The organism is Photobacterium halotolerans DSM 18316 (assembly GCF_000425165.1).
GTDB lineage: Bacteria > Pseudomonadota > Gammaproteobacteria > Enterobacterales > Vibrionaceae > Photobacterium > Photobacterium halotolerans.
Window position 1 is genome coordinate 579,929 of record NZ_KE384319.1, and the last position, 17,149, is coordinate 597,077.

Sequence of the window (17,149 nt, forward strand, 5' to 3'; positions counted from 1 at the left end):
CTGTTTTGTCGTGATTTATTGTTTAAGTGGAATGCGATAGAGATATTCCGAGTCGTGTTCACCGTCGAAATGCTTCTCTTCGTCAAGGAACAGCGAGACTTCACCTAAGTTACCGTTCGCCTGATCCACCTTCTTAAACAACGCCCAAGAGGCTTTATTGAGGCGGGTGATGGTCGTTTCGATACAGCGAATATCGCTGAGATCATCACGCGCCAGCAGTTGTTGAATCATCTTGAAAGCGAGCCCTTTACCACGCGCCTTCTCGCCGACAGCAACCTGCCATATAAACAGAGTGTTTTCCTTTTCAGGGACTCTGTAAGCCGAGACAAACCCTGCCATCTCACCGTCTGATTCAGCAACAATACATGTGTCTTTGAAGTGAGTGGTCTGCAGGAAATTGCAGTAAGAGGAGTTGGTGTCTAATGGGGGACAAGATTCGATCAGTGAATGCACTCGATTACCATCTGTTCGTTCCGGTTTTCGAAAAACAAACTCTTCCTGAGTCTTAGTCGATGTTTCTGGGGCTAATGCCCATGGTGCCATTGTAATCATTGGTCGCCACATTGTTTAGTGCTCTAATGAATTCAAGAACAATTATAGGGACTGAAACGATAAGATCAACCCCAATATTTTTATCAAGCCTCTGATTTTATCGATAAGCCATTGATATATATCTGGTTAATACCTAAAAATGATTACAAATCGAATAATTACAGAACTAATCATATTACTGTCATTAAAGCGACATCAAGCCGCGATAAGTGAGATCTGCTGACCAGAAATGCTCAAATCAGCCGCAGGGGAATGAGAGAATGGCGTTGCAAGCCGCGCTGTCGCCAGACTCAAGCGACTTGACGTTGAAGACATAAAGAAGGAAAAAAACACCGAATCCGTTAATTGCCAGCCATTACCTGGCCAGCTCTGTTGCCATAAAAACTGCAATAGCAATAACAGCACAGATCAGCATGCCAATGTACAGCTTTTTCTGATGGCGCTCGTCTAAAAATCGAGCCATGACTACCGCCGCTGCAATCAGCAGGATTATCACTACAAATTTAAGCATGCCTCCCCCTGTGGGTGTTTGTTAATCGCCTGATTGTTATATCAAGGATATGTCCGTCTCTGAAATTCACGGCCGACTCTTCAACTTAGCACCAATTACAGAATCAGGCTGTTACCGCGGCCGTTTCTGTACCTACTGAACACATTTCCGCGCTGAGCACTTGGTTCTTGCCCTGCGATTTCGCCTGGTACAGTGCCCGGTCTGCAGACGAGATGGTCGATTCCATGCCCTTGCGTAAAGGGGCAAAACCAATGCTGACGGTAATAGCGCAGGATGTGCCTTCATTAACCTCAATGCGGCTGGCTTCTACCTTTGCACGGAAATCATCCAATATCTTCAGGGCTGTTTCTGTGTCTGGTGCTTCCATTAGCACCGCAAACTCTTCACCGCCGTAGCGACACAATACAGCTTGTGCCGGAAAGCTGTGCTTCATCTGGCTCGCAATGTTCAGAATCACTTCGTCGCCAAGCAAATGGCCGTAGGTATCATTAACCGACTTAAAGTCGTCTACATCAATCATGGCCAGAAAGTAGCCAGTGGTACTGTCCGCCAGTTTCTGATCCATATGCTGACGGAGACTGTTCTTATTTTTCAGCCCTGTCATCTGATCTTCGCTGCGGATGTGCTGAGTCAAAAGTATCTGATTCAGCGCACTGAGCGTGTAGTTGGCAATCATTTTGGCAAAGAATGGGTAAGCCAGACCGGGCTGGCATATATACAGCACGCCGATCAGCTGACTGGCCGTATGCGGATTTTCATGCTGCCTTGCACTGTTGACTAAAGGCAGCCGTATACAGGGCTCGCTGGGCGCAATACGGCGGACAATATCATCCTGTTCTGGCTTGCAAAACCGGCCCAGCTGCTGACAACCGGCAATACGGCACAGTAAATCTGCCGGCACATTGGCCCGTAAGTTATGATAGGCCTCTTCCAGTACCCCTTCATTGGCATTCATCACGAAAAGATAGACCCTGCTACTGCCCATAGTATCGTTTAGTAACGCTGACAACTGCTCGTGCAGTTCATCGAATTCCTGCGCCTCAATTAACTGGCCACCTACCTGATGAACGCGGGTATGCAGATAACCTGCCAGTAAAATGAAAAAGACGACAGCCAGCAAGGTGCCGCCCACAGCGCCCATTTTCAAGGCATTGGACGCAATTTCACTATTATTGGTACCAGACAGTAACACCCAGTTAAAACGGTTATTGGTATCGTAAACGCTGAATTTATACTGTCCATCGTATTGGTAAGAGGGAATATTACCGTGACCATCACCGGCCATGATGGTTGTCAGTAACTCAGAATTGATACTGACAGAGTCTACGCCTAAACGCTCTTTATCAGGATGAATAACCACCCTTTTCGTCTTCGGCTCAATAGCATAAACATAGCCCTTCTTCATTGTTTTCAGACCGGAAAGGTCATCGGACATCGCTCCGGCATCAAGCTCAATAATGATCCTGACGTTATTTTTCCCGGGTAGCGCCAGCTTTGTCACCAAGGCTACACACCACTTTTGAGTACTATTACTGCGATAGAAATCAGACAGAAAAATATCACCGGTTTTCTGATCGTCAGAATACCAGGGCCGGTGTTTTACCCGCTCGTCAATCCCCGACAGGTGAAATCCGTCTGTAGCGTAATAATCTGAATCGACCAGTAATCCGACTTCCAGAAATTTATTCTGGTTTTTAACCACATAGTTAGCCGCATCAAGAAAGGCGGGTATTTTATCCGGGCCTTTCAGGATTTCAGATAATAAAAATAATTGATTCGTTGCCGCAATGTAATTCTGATCTAAATACCCTTTCGCCACATTCAAATTAGCCCGCGCCTGCGAGTATGCACTTTCCCGGATGGAACGATAATCTGAATATCCTAAATACACCAGTGCTGACACCAGCAGAACGAGCAATGGCAGAACCATTTTAATCAAATACTTAGGCTTAAAATCCATTTAAAATATCTATTAAATAAAACAACGGTCAAAATATGAGTGTCCGCGATTATATCTTAATCGCCGGATACCTGTCGCAGCCTAATTGTCAGATAGCCGTATGTCGTAACATTTTACGGTCGTTTCATTGCAATGAAGGAGTCACCGATACGACACCCGAATGTCATATTAGAAAATTAGTCTTATTTCTGACACTGAGACCTTGATATAAGGGTTAAATCGACTATGGGAAAACACACCTACCGTACACTCTGGTTATCAGACATACACTTAGGGAACAGAGATTGTAAAGTCGACTATCTGTTAGATTTTTTATCCCGCTATCAGGCCGATACCCTGATACTGGTTGGTGACATCGTTGACCTCTGGTCGCTGAAATCGCGGTTTCACTGGCCGGAAAGCCACACCAAAGCTGTCCGCCTGTTACTGGAACGAGCCGATCAGGGATGCCGGATCATCTATATTCCGGGTAACCACGACGAAGCCATCCGCAAATTTATTCAGTTTAATCTTGGCAATGTTGAACTGGCACACAACTACATCCACACCAGCGCAAACGGCAACCGCATTCTGGCTCTTCATGGCGATGAATTCGACAGCATGGTTTGCCACAGCAAACTGACCTCCTTACTGGGCGATGCCGGGTACGATTTCCTGTTATTCTTAAATCGCTGGTTAAACCACTACCGCCGCTTAACCCGGCAACCATACTGGTCTCTGGCCAGTTACCTCAAGAGCAAAGTCGAAAAAGCCAACCTGGCGATTGCCAGGTTTCGCCATGCCGCTGTCACTATGGCCAAACACAAAGACGTCGATGCCATTGTCTGCGGCCACATACACCATCCGGAAATTACCGAACAGGACGGCATCGTATACCTGAATGACGGGGATTGGATTGAAAACTGCACCTTTCTGGCCGAGCACCATGACGGCGTGATCGAACTGATTCAATGGACGGAACAGGCCAAATGCCTCGACAGCACGGAACGGTTTAAGATCAATCCTCAGATCACCAGCCTGTTTGACAAAGAGAAAGCGAAAGAGAAACAAAAAGAGAAGCAGAAAGAAAAAGTGGCCTGAAAAAACGGCGGAGGCCTGAGCACTCCGCCGTAACAGCGTTTATTGCAGACAGCCTGCTATCAGGCTGTACTCACCAAACGTAATAACACCTGAACCGGGTGTTTCATTTTAATGTGCTCAAAACGCTTTACCTGGCTTCGGCACGAATAGCCCGTTGCCATACAGCGGTCGCCATCCAACTGCGCCAGATTCGGCTGCCAGCTGAGATTGAACACCCCTTTTGACGTCTCCAGCTTATCCTTCTCGTGACCAAAAGTCCCCGCCATGCCGCAACAACCGACAGAAACGGCTTTCATGCTGGCACCGAAGTGACGGAAAATTGCCGCCCACTCTTTCTCAGCATTTGGCATCTTGGTTTTCTCGGTACAGTGGGCAAACAAGTACCACTCACTGTCAGTACGGGGCTCCAACGCGGCTATTTCACTCAGTAATGGCGTCAGCCATTCATGGGCTGTCAATACTTTGAAATCACCGCGCTTATCACCCAGCATTTCATTGTATTCATCGCGATAACAGAGCACCAAGGCCGGATCGACACCGACCATAGGCATGCCCAGCTCATCCAGCTGATTGAGGAAGTCGGCGGTGTTTTTCGCTGTTTTGGCAAACTGACGCAGGAAACCTTTAACATGCTGCGCCTTGCCGTTGGGTTTAAACGGCACCAGCATAGGTTTCTTGCCGAGCTTTTCAATCAGATGGACAAAGTCGCGCACCACTTCCGCATCGTAGTAGCTGGTGAACGGGTCCTGCACAATCAGCACATACTGCTGCCGCTCTTCTTGAGACAAAGCCTGCAGCCACTGCAGATCAAACCGGGTTGCATGGCTGCCCGCCAGTCCCTGCATCAGCGTCGGCACTGACAGTTCAGGCATATCCACATAGCCGAGCACTTTCGCCGTCAAAGATTTTGACCAGCCGGGCCGCATTACGGCATTGACCAGTGACGGGGCTTTGGCCATCACCGGCAGATAGCTTTCTACATAGCCAACCAGATAGTCTTTGGCGGGACGCTGATAACGGCTGTAGTACATGTTAATGAAACGCGAACGGAAACTCGGCACATCCACTTTGATCGGACACTGACTGGCACAGGCTTTACACGCCAGACAGCCGTTCATGGCTTCCATCACTTCGTGCGAATAATCGTACGCTTTACGCTGAGGTCCGAAGGTATTGCGGAAGCGATCGATGATTTGCTTCACCGTCGGCGACTTTTCCATCAAATCCTGCTCCAGCCTGACCGGGTCGATCCCCTGATCGGCCAGCAAACGCAGCCATTCGCGAACCAGTCCGGCCCGGCCTTTCGGCGAGTGACGGCGATCGGCACTGACTTTCATCGACGGGCACATAGGGGAGCTGGTGTCGTAATTAAAACACAAGCCGTTGCCGTTACATTCCATCGCCTGCTTGAAGCTGTCTCTGACTTTGACCGGGATCTGGCGGTCAAAATAACCACGTTTCAGGCCATCGACTTTCACCAGTTCGGCATCACTGTCTAATGGCGTACAGATCTTACCCGGATTCAGTCTGTTGTGCGGATCAAAGGCCGCTTTGATGCGGCGCAGTTCAGTAAACAGCTCTTCACCGAAAAACTCAGGGCCGTATTCCGAACGGTAGCCTTTACCGTGCTCACCCCACATCAGGCCACCGTATTTGGCGACCAGCGCCACCACCTGATCGGAGATTTCCTTCATCATTTTTTCTTGCGCCGGATCGCACATGTCCAGTGCAGGACGCACATGCAGTACCCCGGCATCCACATGACCAAACATGCCGTAATGCAGCTGTTTCTCATCCAGCAACTGGCGGAACTCAACAATGAAATCAGCCAGGTTTTCCGGTGGGACACAGGTATCTTCGGCAAAAGGAATTGGTTTCTGCCAGCCTTTGGCAGCCCCTAACAAGCCCACTGCTTTTTTGCGCATGTTGTAGATCTTGTTGATGCTGTCCAGATCGTCACAGACCTGAAAACCGATAATCCCCTGCTGACCGATTAAATTTTCCAGGCGCTCGCTCAGCTGCTGCACCTGCTGTTTAATCAATTCGACATCATTACCGGCAAACTCAACAATATTGATACCCTGCATGTCCTTACCCGGCACATCGGTGATCAAATCGCTGACGGTATGCCAGACAATATCCTGCCGGGCCAGATTAAGGACTTTTGAATCCACGGTTTCGACGGACAGTGCCTGGGCTTCCACCATGACAGGCGCATTACGCAGCGCCGCATCAAAGCTGTCGTACTTAATATTTACCAGTGCCCGGGCTTTAGGGATAGGGGTAATATTGAGTTTGGCTTCGGCAATGAAGGCCAGCGAACCCTCGGCGCCACACAGCAGACGCGCCGGGTCAAAATGAGTCAGCGCGTCGTTGAACACATTTTTCAGATCATAACCGGTCAGAAAACGGTTCAGCGGCGGGAACTTGTCCAGAATTTGCTGACGCTTTTCACGGCACACTTTCGCTGCCACACCGACAGCTTCAGCGACCTGGCCTTGTTGCTGTGCGATCCGGGCCAGCCCGTCTTGCGTCAAAGGTTCGGTATCCAGCACTGAGCCATCAACCAGTACCGCTTTCAGTGCCAGTACGTGATCTGAGGTTTTACCGTATTGCAGTGATCCCTGGCCGGACGCATCCGTATTGACCATGCCGCCAATAGTCGCCCGGTTACTGGTGGACAAATCGGGGGAGAAAAAATAACCATGAGGACGAAGTGCGTCGTTGAGCTGATCTTTGACCACCCCGGTCTGCACTCTGACCCAGCCTTCCTGCGGGTTGATCTCAAGAATCTGGTTCATGTGACGCGAAAGATCAACAACGATACCCGGTGTCAGCGACTGACCGTTAGTCCCGGTACCGCCTCCACGCGGAGAAAAACTGACCTGCTGAAAAGCGGGCTGCTGGCCCACTTTTCCGACCAGCACCAAATCATCCACAGATTTAGGAAAAACGACAGCCTGAGGTAATTGCTGATAAATACTATTATCGGTTGCGACAGCCAGACGGCTGGCATAGGTGCGTTCAACATCGCCGGAAAATCCTGCGTTTTCCAGCGCATCCAGATACGACAGTACGATGTCATCGATACTGTTCTCAAACGTCAGTGCGGGTAACATTGCTCTCCTTGTCCAGTTTTAGGCTATCCTGCTTTCACTGGCTCCATATTAATCCAGACAATTATGCCTGTTTGATATAATCGTTTGCGCTCACTTTACCGCACTCAAGTCATGAAACAAAGTACCAGACACTGCTTACTGACAGGTTTCTGTTTGCTTTACCCGCGAGCATAGCGGGACGGCTTCACTACGCCGTTTCCGGGGCAGCCAGTAACTTCAGCATCAATGATGAACCCGCCACCAGCCATACCGCCAGTAAAAATGCACCGGCTGCATGCATTCCCAGAATAATAAGGCTGACCGTAGAGGCATTGGCCATCACAGCAAAGGAGTAAACGATCGCACCGGATCCTGCCAACAGTACCAGAGCCACTACAATATGCCGGGGCACAGACAGCGTCAGACTTTCTTTGGGTAAGGCATCCAGACTGAGGAACACCCCCAGTGAGATGGCAAACAGATAGGTGTGAGCAGGCAGCAAGGTTAAACCGGCCGCCACACCGGTGAGGACAGCAATACCCAGCCAGATCGCCTTCCCCCTTATGGCGGTCGGTGTGAACAGCCTGGTGAACAGGATCAGCAACAGAATGCCAATGACGATTGCCGCTACGGTATCTGAAATAAAATGTACACCAAACCAAACACGGGCCAACGCCTGCCCCAGGATCAGGACAGCAACCGCCAACAAGCCCGACCCGGCGCGAAGCCGTGATTTTCCTGCGCACAGTTTGATCCAGAACATTCCCCAGATCACAGTGGCTAACAAGGTATGCCCGCTCGGAAAACTGAATCCATAGGCATCGCCGTTTTGCAATCCCGGCACCAGATAAAATGGACGCGGTAAATAGAAAACCTGTTTCAGGCACGTTGAGACCAGGATGGTAATCACAGTAGCGGCAAGTAACGGCAACATCGTCCCCGGCCCGGCGACCGAAGCAATAACAGCAATAAGCAAGAACACAAACCAGTATTCACCGGAAAGATTCAGCAGCCACATCAGGCTGTCCAGCACGGATTTTGCAGCATCCGGCAGGGCATTACCCCAGTTCTTGAAAGCCGTGATCACCACCAGTTCTGCCTGATGTAATACACTTGCCCGGTCACTGATGTCGGTAAAAAAAACCACCTCGCTTTCTGGCGTTTCCATCATCCACTGATATAACAAGGCCGTATCTTCAGGATAGCGATACTCAGCAGACACCAAAGACAGGGGTGATATCAGGTACACAGCTTTCACTTCCCGGCTGAAATCCGCCGCGTGCCAGGATGCAATCTGCTGACGCTGAGCGCTTTCCTTTTGCTCAGCAACCAGAATCGGTTGTGTCGCCACACAAGCAAATATGGCGGCTCTGTCCCTGTACTGCAAAAGCTTAACCACTTCTACGTGTATTCCCGTTTCTTCCAGTGCCTCTCTTCTGGCTGCCTCACTGGCAGTATCCTGGTTGTCAATATAACCGCCCGGAATGGAAAACTTCCGAGTAATGACTTCAGACGTCATAACCATCTGCTTGCCATGCCTGATAACACAGGCTGCCCCAACAAGATTGGCCGGCTGTTCGTCATGCGGTTTAACAGAAACAACGCGCTGGCTGTTCGCTTCTCCGGCATGCGCATGCCGCGAGTGAACAGCAAAAAGAGAAGTGAACACGCTAAGCGCGAGCATGATAAAAGCAGACGGAAAAAGACCACACTGTCTGATCACTGAAAACCTTTCATTTTTAAACTATTACCTGTGGTAAGTTTATTAATATGCAGTATATGCGACCATTAAAAACCCATAAATGATGACGTTATGTTAATTTCATTCTACTGCTTCCGGTATCTGAGCTTTACGGCAATGTGAGACATTCCCACAATACATCACATACAATAAGCTATTAAGACAATGATGACTCAAAATACACCACCAGTGCTGGCACCGGATTATTACCGCCACAACTTTGATCTCCTGCTGCGCAGCGTCCGGCAGCAATATCATGACTTATTGAGCCACAGCGAGCACTGGTGGCTGAATACTTACTTCCGGCTTACGCCCGATGCCAGACAGTTGTATATCCGAATGTTGTCCCGCAAGGGCAGATATTTTCGCGTCAGTAAACTCAGCTACCCTGAAATCCGGCATAGAGAAAGTGCCATTGAGGAGCTTCTGAGCAACACATTTGTTACCTGCAATGAAGCAAGCTGGCCGGTGGATGAAATACTGGATGTATTCACCAAACCGGAACTGCTTAAGATCTTCAGCAATGAGCGCTATCCTGCAGTGTACACCTCCGCCAGGCCAGTAAAGCAGGCCAGAAAAGCGGATCTCATCACAGCCATACTCGCCACGTCACCGGACATATCGGTATTCAACGAATCCATCGTCCATGTTGAACATCAGGCGCATCTGACGACCTTCTTACTGTTGTTTTTCGGCAACCAGTATCAGGATTTAAGCCAGTTTGTACTGACTGATTTAGGTCTGCATCTCTTTGAAAATTATCAGATAGATGAGACAACCCGTCTGTTTCAGCAGCGACAGCACATACTGGAGTGGCTGTCCCTTGAAGCCTTAGCGGCCGAATACGAACAGCTATCGCTAAGCAAAGATGCCCAGACAGTGCGGCAGTTTGTCCGTCGCTTGCCCGGCCCCTGTGCATGGCCGCCGCTGGAACGGCGTCGACAGCGATTATTCAACCGGATTGCCCGGGATCTTGAGCGCCTTGGCGAATATGATCTGGCGCTGTATCTGTTTAATCACAGTGCGCTGCCGCCCAGCCGGGAACGCCGGGTACGGATACTGGAAAGACTGCAGCGCCACCCAACCGCTTTGGCCATCAGCCAGCAAATGTTGTCAACGCCCTTTAATGAAGAAGAAGCCGAAGTCGGACAACGTTTGGCGTATAAACTCAGCCGTACCCTGAACCTGCCGGTGACACAGGCAACCAAAGACAATTTTACGCTGGAGACACTCACACTGGAGGTCAGTGGAGAACGTGTCGAGTTAGCCGTTGCTAACCATTACCGGCAAGCAGGATGGCGTGTTCATTACACCGAAAATGCCCTGATATGCGGGTTATTTGGCCTGGCATTCTGGGACATTATTTATGCCCCTGTTGCCGGGGCCTTTCTCAACCCTTTTCAGCGAGCGCCCCGCGATATGTACCACAGTGAATTTTCTGAGCGCCGGCGAGACATGCTCACAGCCCGGCTCAATGCTATCCGCACAGAAAGCTGGCACAACTGGCTGGCTGTTTTTCAGCAAAAGCAAGGGATCACTAACGACTGGGTGAACTGGGCCATTCTGACGCCAGCGCTGGTTGAGGAGACTGTGTCTTGCTTAAACGGTGAACAACTGTATGCCATGTTGTCGCGCCTGTTGTTCGATCCACGCCATAATCGCAGCGGCCAGCCTGACTTAGTAATGTTCAGGAACGGGCATATTCAATGGGTCGAAGTGAAAGGGCCGGGTGATACCCTGCAGGCCAATCAGAAGCGCTGGCTGCGACTGTTTCAGCAACTGGGACTGGAGGCCAGAGTGAGCCATGTTGTCTGGCAAATGTGAACTGAATCAAGGATGGTAAAAATGACGTCAATTTTTAGAAAACAAAAGGGTTCAAATAGTCGTTTACTGTCAGTATAAGCTAAGCTCTAATCACAAGAAGTACAGAAAAGTGGGTGGCGATCATGCAAGCGACGAGAATAATTAATAAAGTCCGCTACGGTCGGAAATCCGGGCCCATGACTGCTTATATTTACCGCGATAACCTTGCTGAACTTAATCCTTTTGTGCTCTGGGATCATTTTGACGCCAATGGCATCAAACAGGAAACCGGGCTCGACTATCACGGCCATTCCGGCATTGAAGCGTTCAGCTACCCGGTAACGGGCACCCTGCATCATATCGACTCCTGCGGCTGCACAGTGACCATGCAAACGGGCGATCTTCAGATCATGACATCCGGCAACGGCGTCGTTCACAAAGATACCATGCAGCCTCTCGGCGGTCGTGCTGAATCCTTCGCGCTCTGGACTGCCTTGCCTGCCGGGGAGCAGGAAATGGCCGATGCCTCCAGCCAGTATGTGTGCACCCGGAACCTGCCACTGGTAGAAGAAACGGATGCGACAACCAAGGTGCTTATCGGTCGGTACAAAGAGGCCACCAGCCCCATAGCGTCCAGCATACCTGTGACTTACCTGGATATTATGATTTCACCTTACGGCGACTGGTACTGGGAGCCGGATGAAGAGCTGGTCGCCGGTTTTGTCTATCTGCGCTCAGGGTCGGTCTACATAGGGGCAAACCAGCTCTATCCGCAGCAAATGGGGCTTCTGAAACCGTCCACTTTACCAATTCGTATCAAAACCAGCCAAAAAGGGGCCCGCTTATTTCTGGTGTTAGGCCAGCCGCTCAAACAACCTTTGCTCAGCTCCGGGGCTTCGGTACATTCCAACCAGGAAAATATGCATCTGGCCTGTGACAAGATCACTAAACTGATGGTCGGCAAAGTAGGTTCTGAAATCAGTTCCTGAACAGGCCGCCAATGTTCGCTGTTTGTAACACTGGTACAGCCCGCCCACTTTTTGATTGATGTATTTTTCTCTGTGCGTTGTTATCTAAGCGCTTCTGTGGCCTATCTTGCAGGTACCGTTGGAGTGGAACCACACTGCCTGGGTTTTCTTTCTGGCAATCAGTAAGGGGCCGTCATCAAAAAACAGGAAGTTTTTCCAGTTACGCTTAAACACCCCCCAACTTGTCTCAATCAGGTTATATTTTTCATAACAAAAATAGACAGGAGTATTGTCTTCCCAGTCAAGGAAGTCCGCTAACGCTTCTGGTAATGCCGGTTCATCGTCATCCCACGCGGCTTGCCACTCGACAGTCTCTGTCCAGTTTTTATCCTCGCCGGCCCAGTCACCCTTGCCGAAGTGATCCGAATCCGGGCTCTGGCTGCTGATGTGCTCGCGCCATAACGTGGCCGATCTGGCCTGGGACAAAGGCTTAATCTGTACCAGATCCTCAGCCGGGACCGGCATAGAAGCGTGCGTGAAAATCCATTTACGGGGATAAGTGTTGATGTCGATGTAATGCATTATCTGATTCAGAATAAAGTGAGACCGGGAAATGTACCGCAGATAAGGCTATGATGCCAGAACCCGGCTATCAATGAGAAATATTATCGGTGAACATCGCCGGGCTGCTCCCGGAGCCGACAAGGGTCAGATCCAGCAGGCCTGACCCGGTCACGTCACTCACTCCGGTTATTTAGCGTTCCAGAAATTGCTGACCCAGCCACCCGCCTGGTCATCATAGTGATTACCACTGAACAGGTGTGTCTCTTCGCTGTGGGAATCCGGCGATCTGGATTCCAGTAACTGGTGGATATGGTTTGCCATTGGATCACTGCTGCCTTCAAGCTGCTTTCTTATCGCGACCTCCTTTATTATTTGCAGCCGATAGACACCATTTGCCTTTTTCATCCTGTCCTCCTGTTCATGGATTGAACCTTAACAATGCTCTCTTTATGCCAAGCTATGTACCTCAAGGGCCCATAAAACATAGGTTCCCATCCGCAAAGCGTCAAATTTCCGACATCAAGATGTCACACTGTTTTGCTATGACAGATGAAATGACTTACCAGAAATCAACCAATTATGCAGCCGTACCGGCTGTTGTCTTGCCAGCTACACTTAACATATACGCTAATCCACTGAATTTACTGACTGAGAAATGACATAAAAACTTCATAAATCAGATATGCTGCAAAGACACTTTATCAGGCATGCTTTACCGGAAAACCAGCCACTTACCGTGCACCGGTAGCAGTCATCCGTGCAACCGGTTAAAAATAAGTGTCTCATCTATGGATTGCCTGCACAGTTCAATTAACATAACCAGACATATTGGTTACGCTTAAATAGGCCTTTTTATCTGGCTATGTACCATTGGGGAGGTTTCGTGAAACGACTTACTCTGTCTGCATTGCTGCCGCTTTGTCTGGCATCTTCTAATCTTATGGCTTCCCCACCCGCTGAGTGGCATCAGTGCGTCAAAACGCTGACCTACGATCTCTTCTACGGTAACCATAAAATCGGCTATTTCGAACGCAAGTTAAGCTGGCAAGACAATCAACGCGTTGATATCCAGTCCACCAGCCGTCTGTCGGCCATAGTGGCGAAAACCCATTATCAGCAGCAAACCCGTGTAGTCTGGTCCGACATTAAAAACTCGTTTCTCACGCAATCTTTTCACAGAAATATCACAGGACTACTTGATGGTGAAACCCGTGGCAGCTTCAATCAGGACGGCACCCGCTCTGACATAACCACTGATGGTGAGAAATTCAGCTTCGACAGTAATGACCTGCCGCTGCTGGATGCAGAAGCCGTTGCCAGCCAGATGCGGCTGAACCTGATTCAGGGAAAACAGACCTTTGATTTCAAGATGCAGGAATCAGACGAAGTGAATCACTACTTTTTCAGAGTCGCAGGTAAAGAAAAGCTGCAAACCAATTACGGCAATGTCGATACCATACGGGTTGAGCAAATTAAAAAGCCCGACCGGGAAGTCAAACTCTGGTTCTCACCTGAACTTGACTATCAACTGGTTCGCGGCACTTATAAACGTAAGATTTTAGATCTGAAAGCCGTACTGCGCACGAAACGGGAAATCTGCCCGCAAAGTTATTTCAGCAATAATCCTGATGGGATAACAGTCAACACCGCCGCCGGCCAGCAATAGCCGGGGCGTGCCGCGTATCAGGGTATCGCGGGCAAACACTTGCTCACAATTCGGGCATTGGCAGGGCAAATGCGTAAAATCTTTCACAATTCTTTCTTTGAAGCACTTCACCAACGCCCCTTTTCCCCCTTTGCGGTACTTAAACAGACGCGTGCGGCACTGGCTGCAGACAATCTCAACTGTGGTGTCCGGTCCTTTCTTACCGGGTTTAGCCATGAATCCGGGCCGGAGATATCAAACGGTCAATCACAGGAATATGCACATCTTCCACCCCGGCCAGATTGCCGTATTTCGGTGACCCGCGGTCATTTTCCAGCGGATGATGCCAGCCGAACGTGGTTTCAACAAACGTCTTTGCAAACGCATCGGAAATGCTCAGGCACCCCGCCAGCACTGTGTCCACGTAAGTCTGCATGATAGGTTGATTGGCGCAGGGAGGCGCCGGATTGGCTTTCACATACACCCAGACAGGCGCATCAAATTGCAGGATGCCATTGTGAGTGATCTGTGACGGATCCACTTCCACACGAGAATAACCCCGCTCCCGGCGATCGAAATGCGCCAGTGTGTTATCTTCCACTTTCAGCAGCACGCCGTTACAACGGCCTTCGCCCAGCGACGCGACCAAAGGCGAGATAGCATAACTGCCATCGACTTTGCCCCAATGGCGCTGCAAGCCTTCTACTACAGCCGGGACGGCCTGTCCTGTCTGCCCGGTCAGCTGGCGTGACGCGCGATTGATTAAGCTACCGTAGCCGAAGATAAACATGGTTTCCTCCCTCGAAATTTACCGGATTAACGGCCTGGCCGCTCTGGGTTGCCTAATATGGCAACCCGAAAAAGTGCGAGAAACGCTGCCAGGCTTTTCGCAATGATACCAAATCGCCACGAATAAATCGGATGTCTTTTCCGGGTCGTGCCTGCGCCAGCCGGGGAAGATCGATTCTGGCAACACAGCCTAGCTTAGGGTAACCACCTAACGTCTGCCGGTCGTTGAGCAGCACAATCGGCTGACCATTGGGCGGGATCTGCACCGCCCCCAGCGCAATCCCTTCAGAGATAATACCCGGCGGGCCACCGAGTATGGCATTGCCTTCCAGACGGCATCCCATCCGGTCGCTCTCCGGCTTTACATGGTAATGGTTATCGAAAAACTGGTTCCGGGCCTCTGGTGAAAAATAATCCCACTGAGACGAGGCCAGCAGATGAAGTTCAATCGGCTTGTCATAATCGGGAATGAAACGAGGCGGTACATAACGCGGACTATGGCGCACTAAGCTGGCCAGAATCGGTAACTTGTCGCCTTTTTGCAAAGGCCGCCCTTCCACGCCGCCTATCTGATTTCGCACAACGGTTGATCGGCTGCCGAGCACGCTGGGCGTGTGAATACCGCCCTGAACAGCCAGATATGCGCGCAGCCCTGAACGGGCATAGCCAAGCTGCAGCGTCTGCCCTTTTCGCATCATAAAGGTCTTCCAGGTATAAACCGGCTCGCCATCCAGACTGGCCTGCATGTCCGCCCCCGTCAGAGCACATTCAATATCGGCGTGCGCTTTAAAGCTGGCCTGGCCCAGAGTGATCTCCAGTTGCGCGCAGTCCATCGGATTGCCCAGCAGGTAATTGGCCCAGCAGTATGCATGCATGTCCGCAGCACCTCCCTGGCTCAGGCCTTGACTGGCAACGCCCAGACGCCCCGTATCCTGAACCAGTGTCAGCGTACCTGGCCGTATTACTTCCAGTGTGGCCATATTTTACCTCCCAGCGACTTAAAGGTTGAGCGATCCACGGGCTGAAAGCGTACCTGATCGCCGACAGTGAAAGGCGTCATCGGCTCCCGTTCAGGGTTGAATAATGGCTTGGGGCAGTTACCTACGATTTGCCAGCCGCCGGGTGACTGCGCCGGATAGACGGCCGTCTGACGATCGGCTATCCCGACACTGCCCGGCGCAAGGCTTAATCTGGGCTCGGCATGACGCGGCATGGCAATAGCTTCATCAACACTGGCGAGAAAGGCAAATCCCGGCGCAAAACCTATGGCACACACGGTATAGGTTTGCTGGCTGTGCCGCGCAATCACCTCTTCCACGCTCAGCCCTTTGGCTTCTGCCAGAGCAATGAGATCCGGCCCGACCTCGGGATGATAATAAACCGGCAGTTCGATCACCTTCCCCACCGCCGACACAGGCTTATCCTGCCACTGGCTGTGGCAGAGGCTGATACGCTCCCTGAGCAACCGCTCGGTAATCTGATCCGGGTGAAAATGGATCAGGATAGAAGTGTAAGAAGGTACAACCTCAATCAGCTGGTGCAGAAAATCAGCCTGGAGCTGGCTGACCAGCCTTCCTATCAAGGGGGTAAGGCTCAGATCTATCTCATCAGCCAGATGGACCATCAGGCAGGTTTCGGACACGGAATCAAAACGGATCATAATGCCATCGCCTTTCTGATGTCAGCGATGGTAGCAATCGATTCCGGGTTGTCTCCGTGTACGCACAGGGTGTCGGCATGCAGAGCAAGGATCGTCCCGCTGTGTGTGGTCACTGTGCCTGAAGCCAGCTCCATGGCCTGCTGCTTAATTCTGGCCGGATCATGATGCACGGCCCCCGGCTGGCTGCGCGCGACCAGATTGCCTGCCTGATCGTATGCCCGGTCGGCAAAGGCTTCGAACAGCAAGGGCACACCGAATACCTGCGCAGCGGTTTCGGTCTCGCGGTTATCAGCCCTGGCCAGCACCATCAGACTCAGCGGTGATGACCGCAGGCGGTTCATGGCGGCGAGCGCCTGCAGAATGGCGTTCAACACCTCAGGTTTGGCCATCATGTCATGATAAAGCGCGCCGTGCGGTTTGACATAAGACACGCTGGTGCCATGCAACTGGCAGACAGCGTCAAGGGCGCCGGTCTGGTAGGCCACCAGATGGGTGATGGCCGCCGGACTGTGCGGAATACTGCGCCGGCCAAACCCCGGCTTATCGTCGTAACCCGGGTGCGCACCTACCGCCACCTGATGCGCCACCGCACAGGCCACGGTATCAGACATTATATCCGGATCAGAAGCATGGAAGCCGCAGGCAATGTTTGCCATATCCACCCAGGGCATGACCGCCTTGTCATCACCCATTTGCCAGCTTCCGTAACTTTCACCCATATCACAGTTCAGTTTCATGCGAATCCTTAGCACTCGTTCATGTCATCATCCTACCTGAT

At 50.9% G+C, this 17,149-nt stretch carries 15 protein-coding genes and 1 pseudogene; 4 read left to right on the top strand and 12 right to left on the bottom strand.

What is annotated here, in order from left to right:
* Positions 1-15: 15 nt before the first annotated feature.
* From ectA to H511_RS0111985, 3 genes are all read right to left on the bottom strand, one after another.
* A complete protein-coding gene (gene ectA / locus H511_RS0111975; RefSeq protein ID WP_027252511.1) occupies positions 16-552 on the bottom strand; it encodes a diaminobutyrate acetyltransferase in 537 nt (178 codons plus the stop codon).
* 355 nt (positions 553-907) lie between these two features.
* Entirely contained in the window at positions 908-1,063 is a 156-nt protein-coding gene (locus tag H511_RS24660) for a hypothetical protein (RefSeq protein ID WP_155804860.1), read from the bottom strand.
* Between the two features lie 103 nt (positions 1,064-1,166).
* A complete protein-coding gene (locus H511_RS0111985) occupies positions 1,167-3,023 on the bottom strand; it encodes a diguanylate cyclase (protein ID WP_027252512.1) in 1,857 nt (618 codons plus the stop codon).
* 225 nt (positions 3,024-3,248) lie between these two features.
* Here H511_RS0111985 and H511_RS0111990 point away from each other — a divergent pair, with 225 nt between their 5' ends.
* A complete protein-coding gene (locus tag H511_RS0111990; RefSeq protein WP_027252513.1) occupies positions 3,249-4,103 on the top strand; it encodes a UDP-2,3-diacylglucosamine diphosphatase in 855 nt (284 codons plus the stop codon).
* A gap of 59 nt (positions 4,104-4,162) precedes the next feature.
* Here H511_RS0111990 and ydiJ read toward each other — a convergent pair whose 3' ends face one another.
* Complete coding sequence (gene ydiJ / locus H511_RS0111995) at positions 4,163-7,222, bottom strand: D-2-hydroxyglutarate dehydrogenase YdiJ (RefSeq protein ID WP_027252514.1); 3,060 nt, start codon at positions 7,220-7,222, stop codon at positions 4,163-4,165.
* Between the two features lie 187 nt (positions 7,223-7,409).
* Complete coding sequence (locus H511_RS23265) at positions 7,410-8,885, bottom strand: bifunctional NUDIX hydrolase/phosphatase PAP2 family protein (protein ID WP_051288109.1); 1,476 nt, start codon at positions 8,883-8,885, stop codon at positions 7,410-7,412.
* A gap of 222 nt (positions 8,886-9,107) precedes the next feature.
* Here H511_RS23265 and H511_RS0112005 point away from each other — a divergent pair, with 222 nt between their 5' ends.
* Both H511_RS0112005 and H511_RS0112010 read left to right on the top strand, forming a co-directional pair.
* Entirely contained in the window at positions 9,108-10,766 is a 1,659-nt protein-coding gene (locus H511_RS0112005; RefSeq protein WP_036759492.1) for a VRR-NUC domain-containing protein, read from the top strand.
* Positions 10,767-10,942: 176 nt separating this feature from the next.
* Entirely contained in the window at positions 10,943-11,734 is a 792-nt protein-coding gene (locus tag H511_RS0112010; RefSeq protein ID WP_036759594.1) for a pirin family protein, read from the top strand.
* Between the two features lie 84 nt (positions 11,735-11,818).
* Here the strand turns inward: H511_RS0112010 and H511_RS0112015 are convergent, their stop codons facing one another.
* Together H511_RS0112015 and H511_RS0112025 are read right to left on the bottom strand one after the other, a co-directional pair.
* Positions 11,819-12,295, bottom strand: coding sequence for a DUF2947 domain-containing protein (locus H511_RS0112015; RefSeq protein WP_027252517.1), 477 nt, complete (start codon positions 12,293-12,295; stop codon positions 11,819-11,821).
* Positions 12,296-12,463: 168 nt separating this feature from the next.
* Positions 12,464-12,682 carry a hypothetical protein gene (locus H511_RS0112025; RefSeq protein WP_027252518.1) on the bottom strand — a complete coding sequence of 73 codons (219 nt, stop codon included), beginning with the start codon at positions 12,680-12,682 and terminating at the stop codon, positions 12,464-12,466.
* Positions 12,683-13,217: 535 nt separating this feature from the next.
* Here H511_RS0112025 and H511_RS23270 point away from each other — a divergent pair.
* The gene (locus H511_RS23270) at positions 13,218-13,943 is read left to right on the top strand and encodes a DUF3108 domain-containing protein (protein ID WP_051288111.1); all 726 of its coding nucleotides are present in this window, start codon (positions 13,218-13,220) and stop codon (positions 13,941-13,943) included.
* Here H511_RS23270 and H511_RS24435 read toward each other — a convergent pair.
* From H511_RS24435 to H511_RS0112050, 5 genes and pseudogenes are all read right to left on the bottom strand, one after another.
* Positions 13,920-14,159: pseudogene (locus H511_RS24435) on the bottom strand (hypothetical protein); the annotation flags it as partial. The gene H511_RS23270 and the pseudogene H511_RS24435 overlap by 24 nt on opposite strands.
* On the bottom strand, positions 14,152-14,712 hold the full coding sequence (locus H511_RS0112035) for a gamma-glutamylcyclotransferase family protein (RefSeq protein WP_027252519.1): 561 nt from the start codon (positions 14,710-14,712) through the stop codon (positions 14,152-14,154). The pseudogene H511_RS24435 and the gene H511_RS0112035, both read right to left, overlap by 8 nt.
* Positions 14,713-14,764: 52 nt before the next feature.
* Positions 14,765-15,691, bottom strand: a complete 927-nt coding sequence (locus H511_RS0112040; RefSeq protein ID WP_027252520.1) for a 5-oxoprolinase subunit C family protein — start codon at positions 15,689-15,691, stop codon at positions 14,765-14,767.
* Positions 15,673-16,371 (bottom strand): 5-oxoprolinase subunit PxpB, encoded by a 699-nt coding sequence (gene pxpB, locus H511_RS0112045; protein WP_027252521.1) that lies wholly within the window; start codon positions 16,369-16,371, stop codon positions 15,673-15,675. Before pxpB ends, H511_RS0112040 begins: the two co-directional genes overlap by 19 nt.
* Complete coding sequence (locus H511_RS0112050; protein ID WP_027252522.1) at positions 16,368-17,108, bottom strand: 5-oxoprolinase subunit PxpA; 741 nt, start codon at positions 17,106-17,108, stop codon at positions 16,368-16,370. Before H511_RS0112050 ends, pxpB begins: the two co-directional genes overlap by 4 nt.
* Positions 17,109-17,149 lie beyond the last annotated feature (41 nt).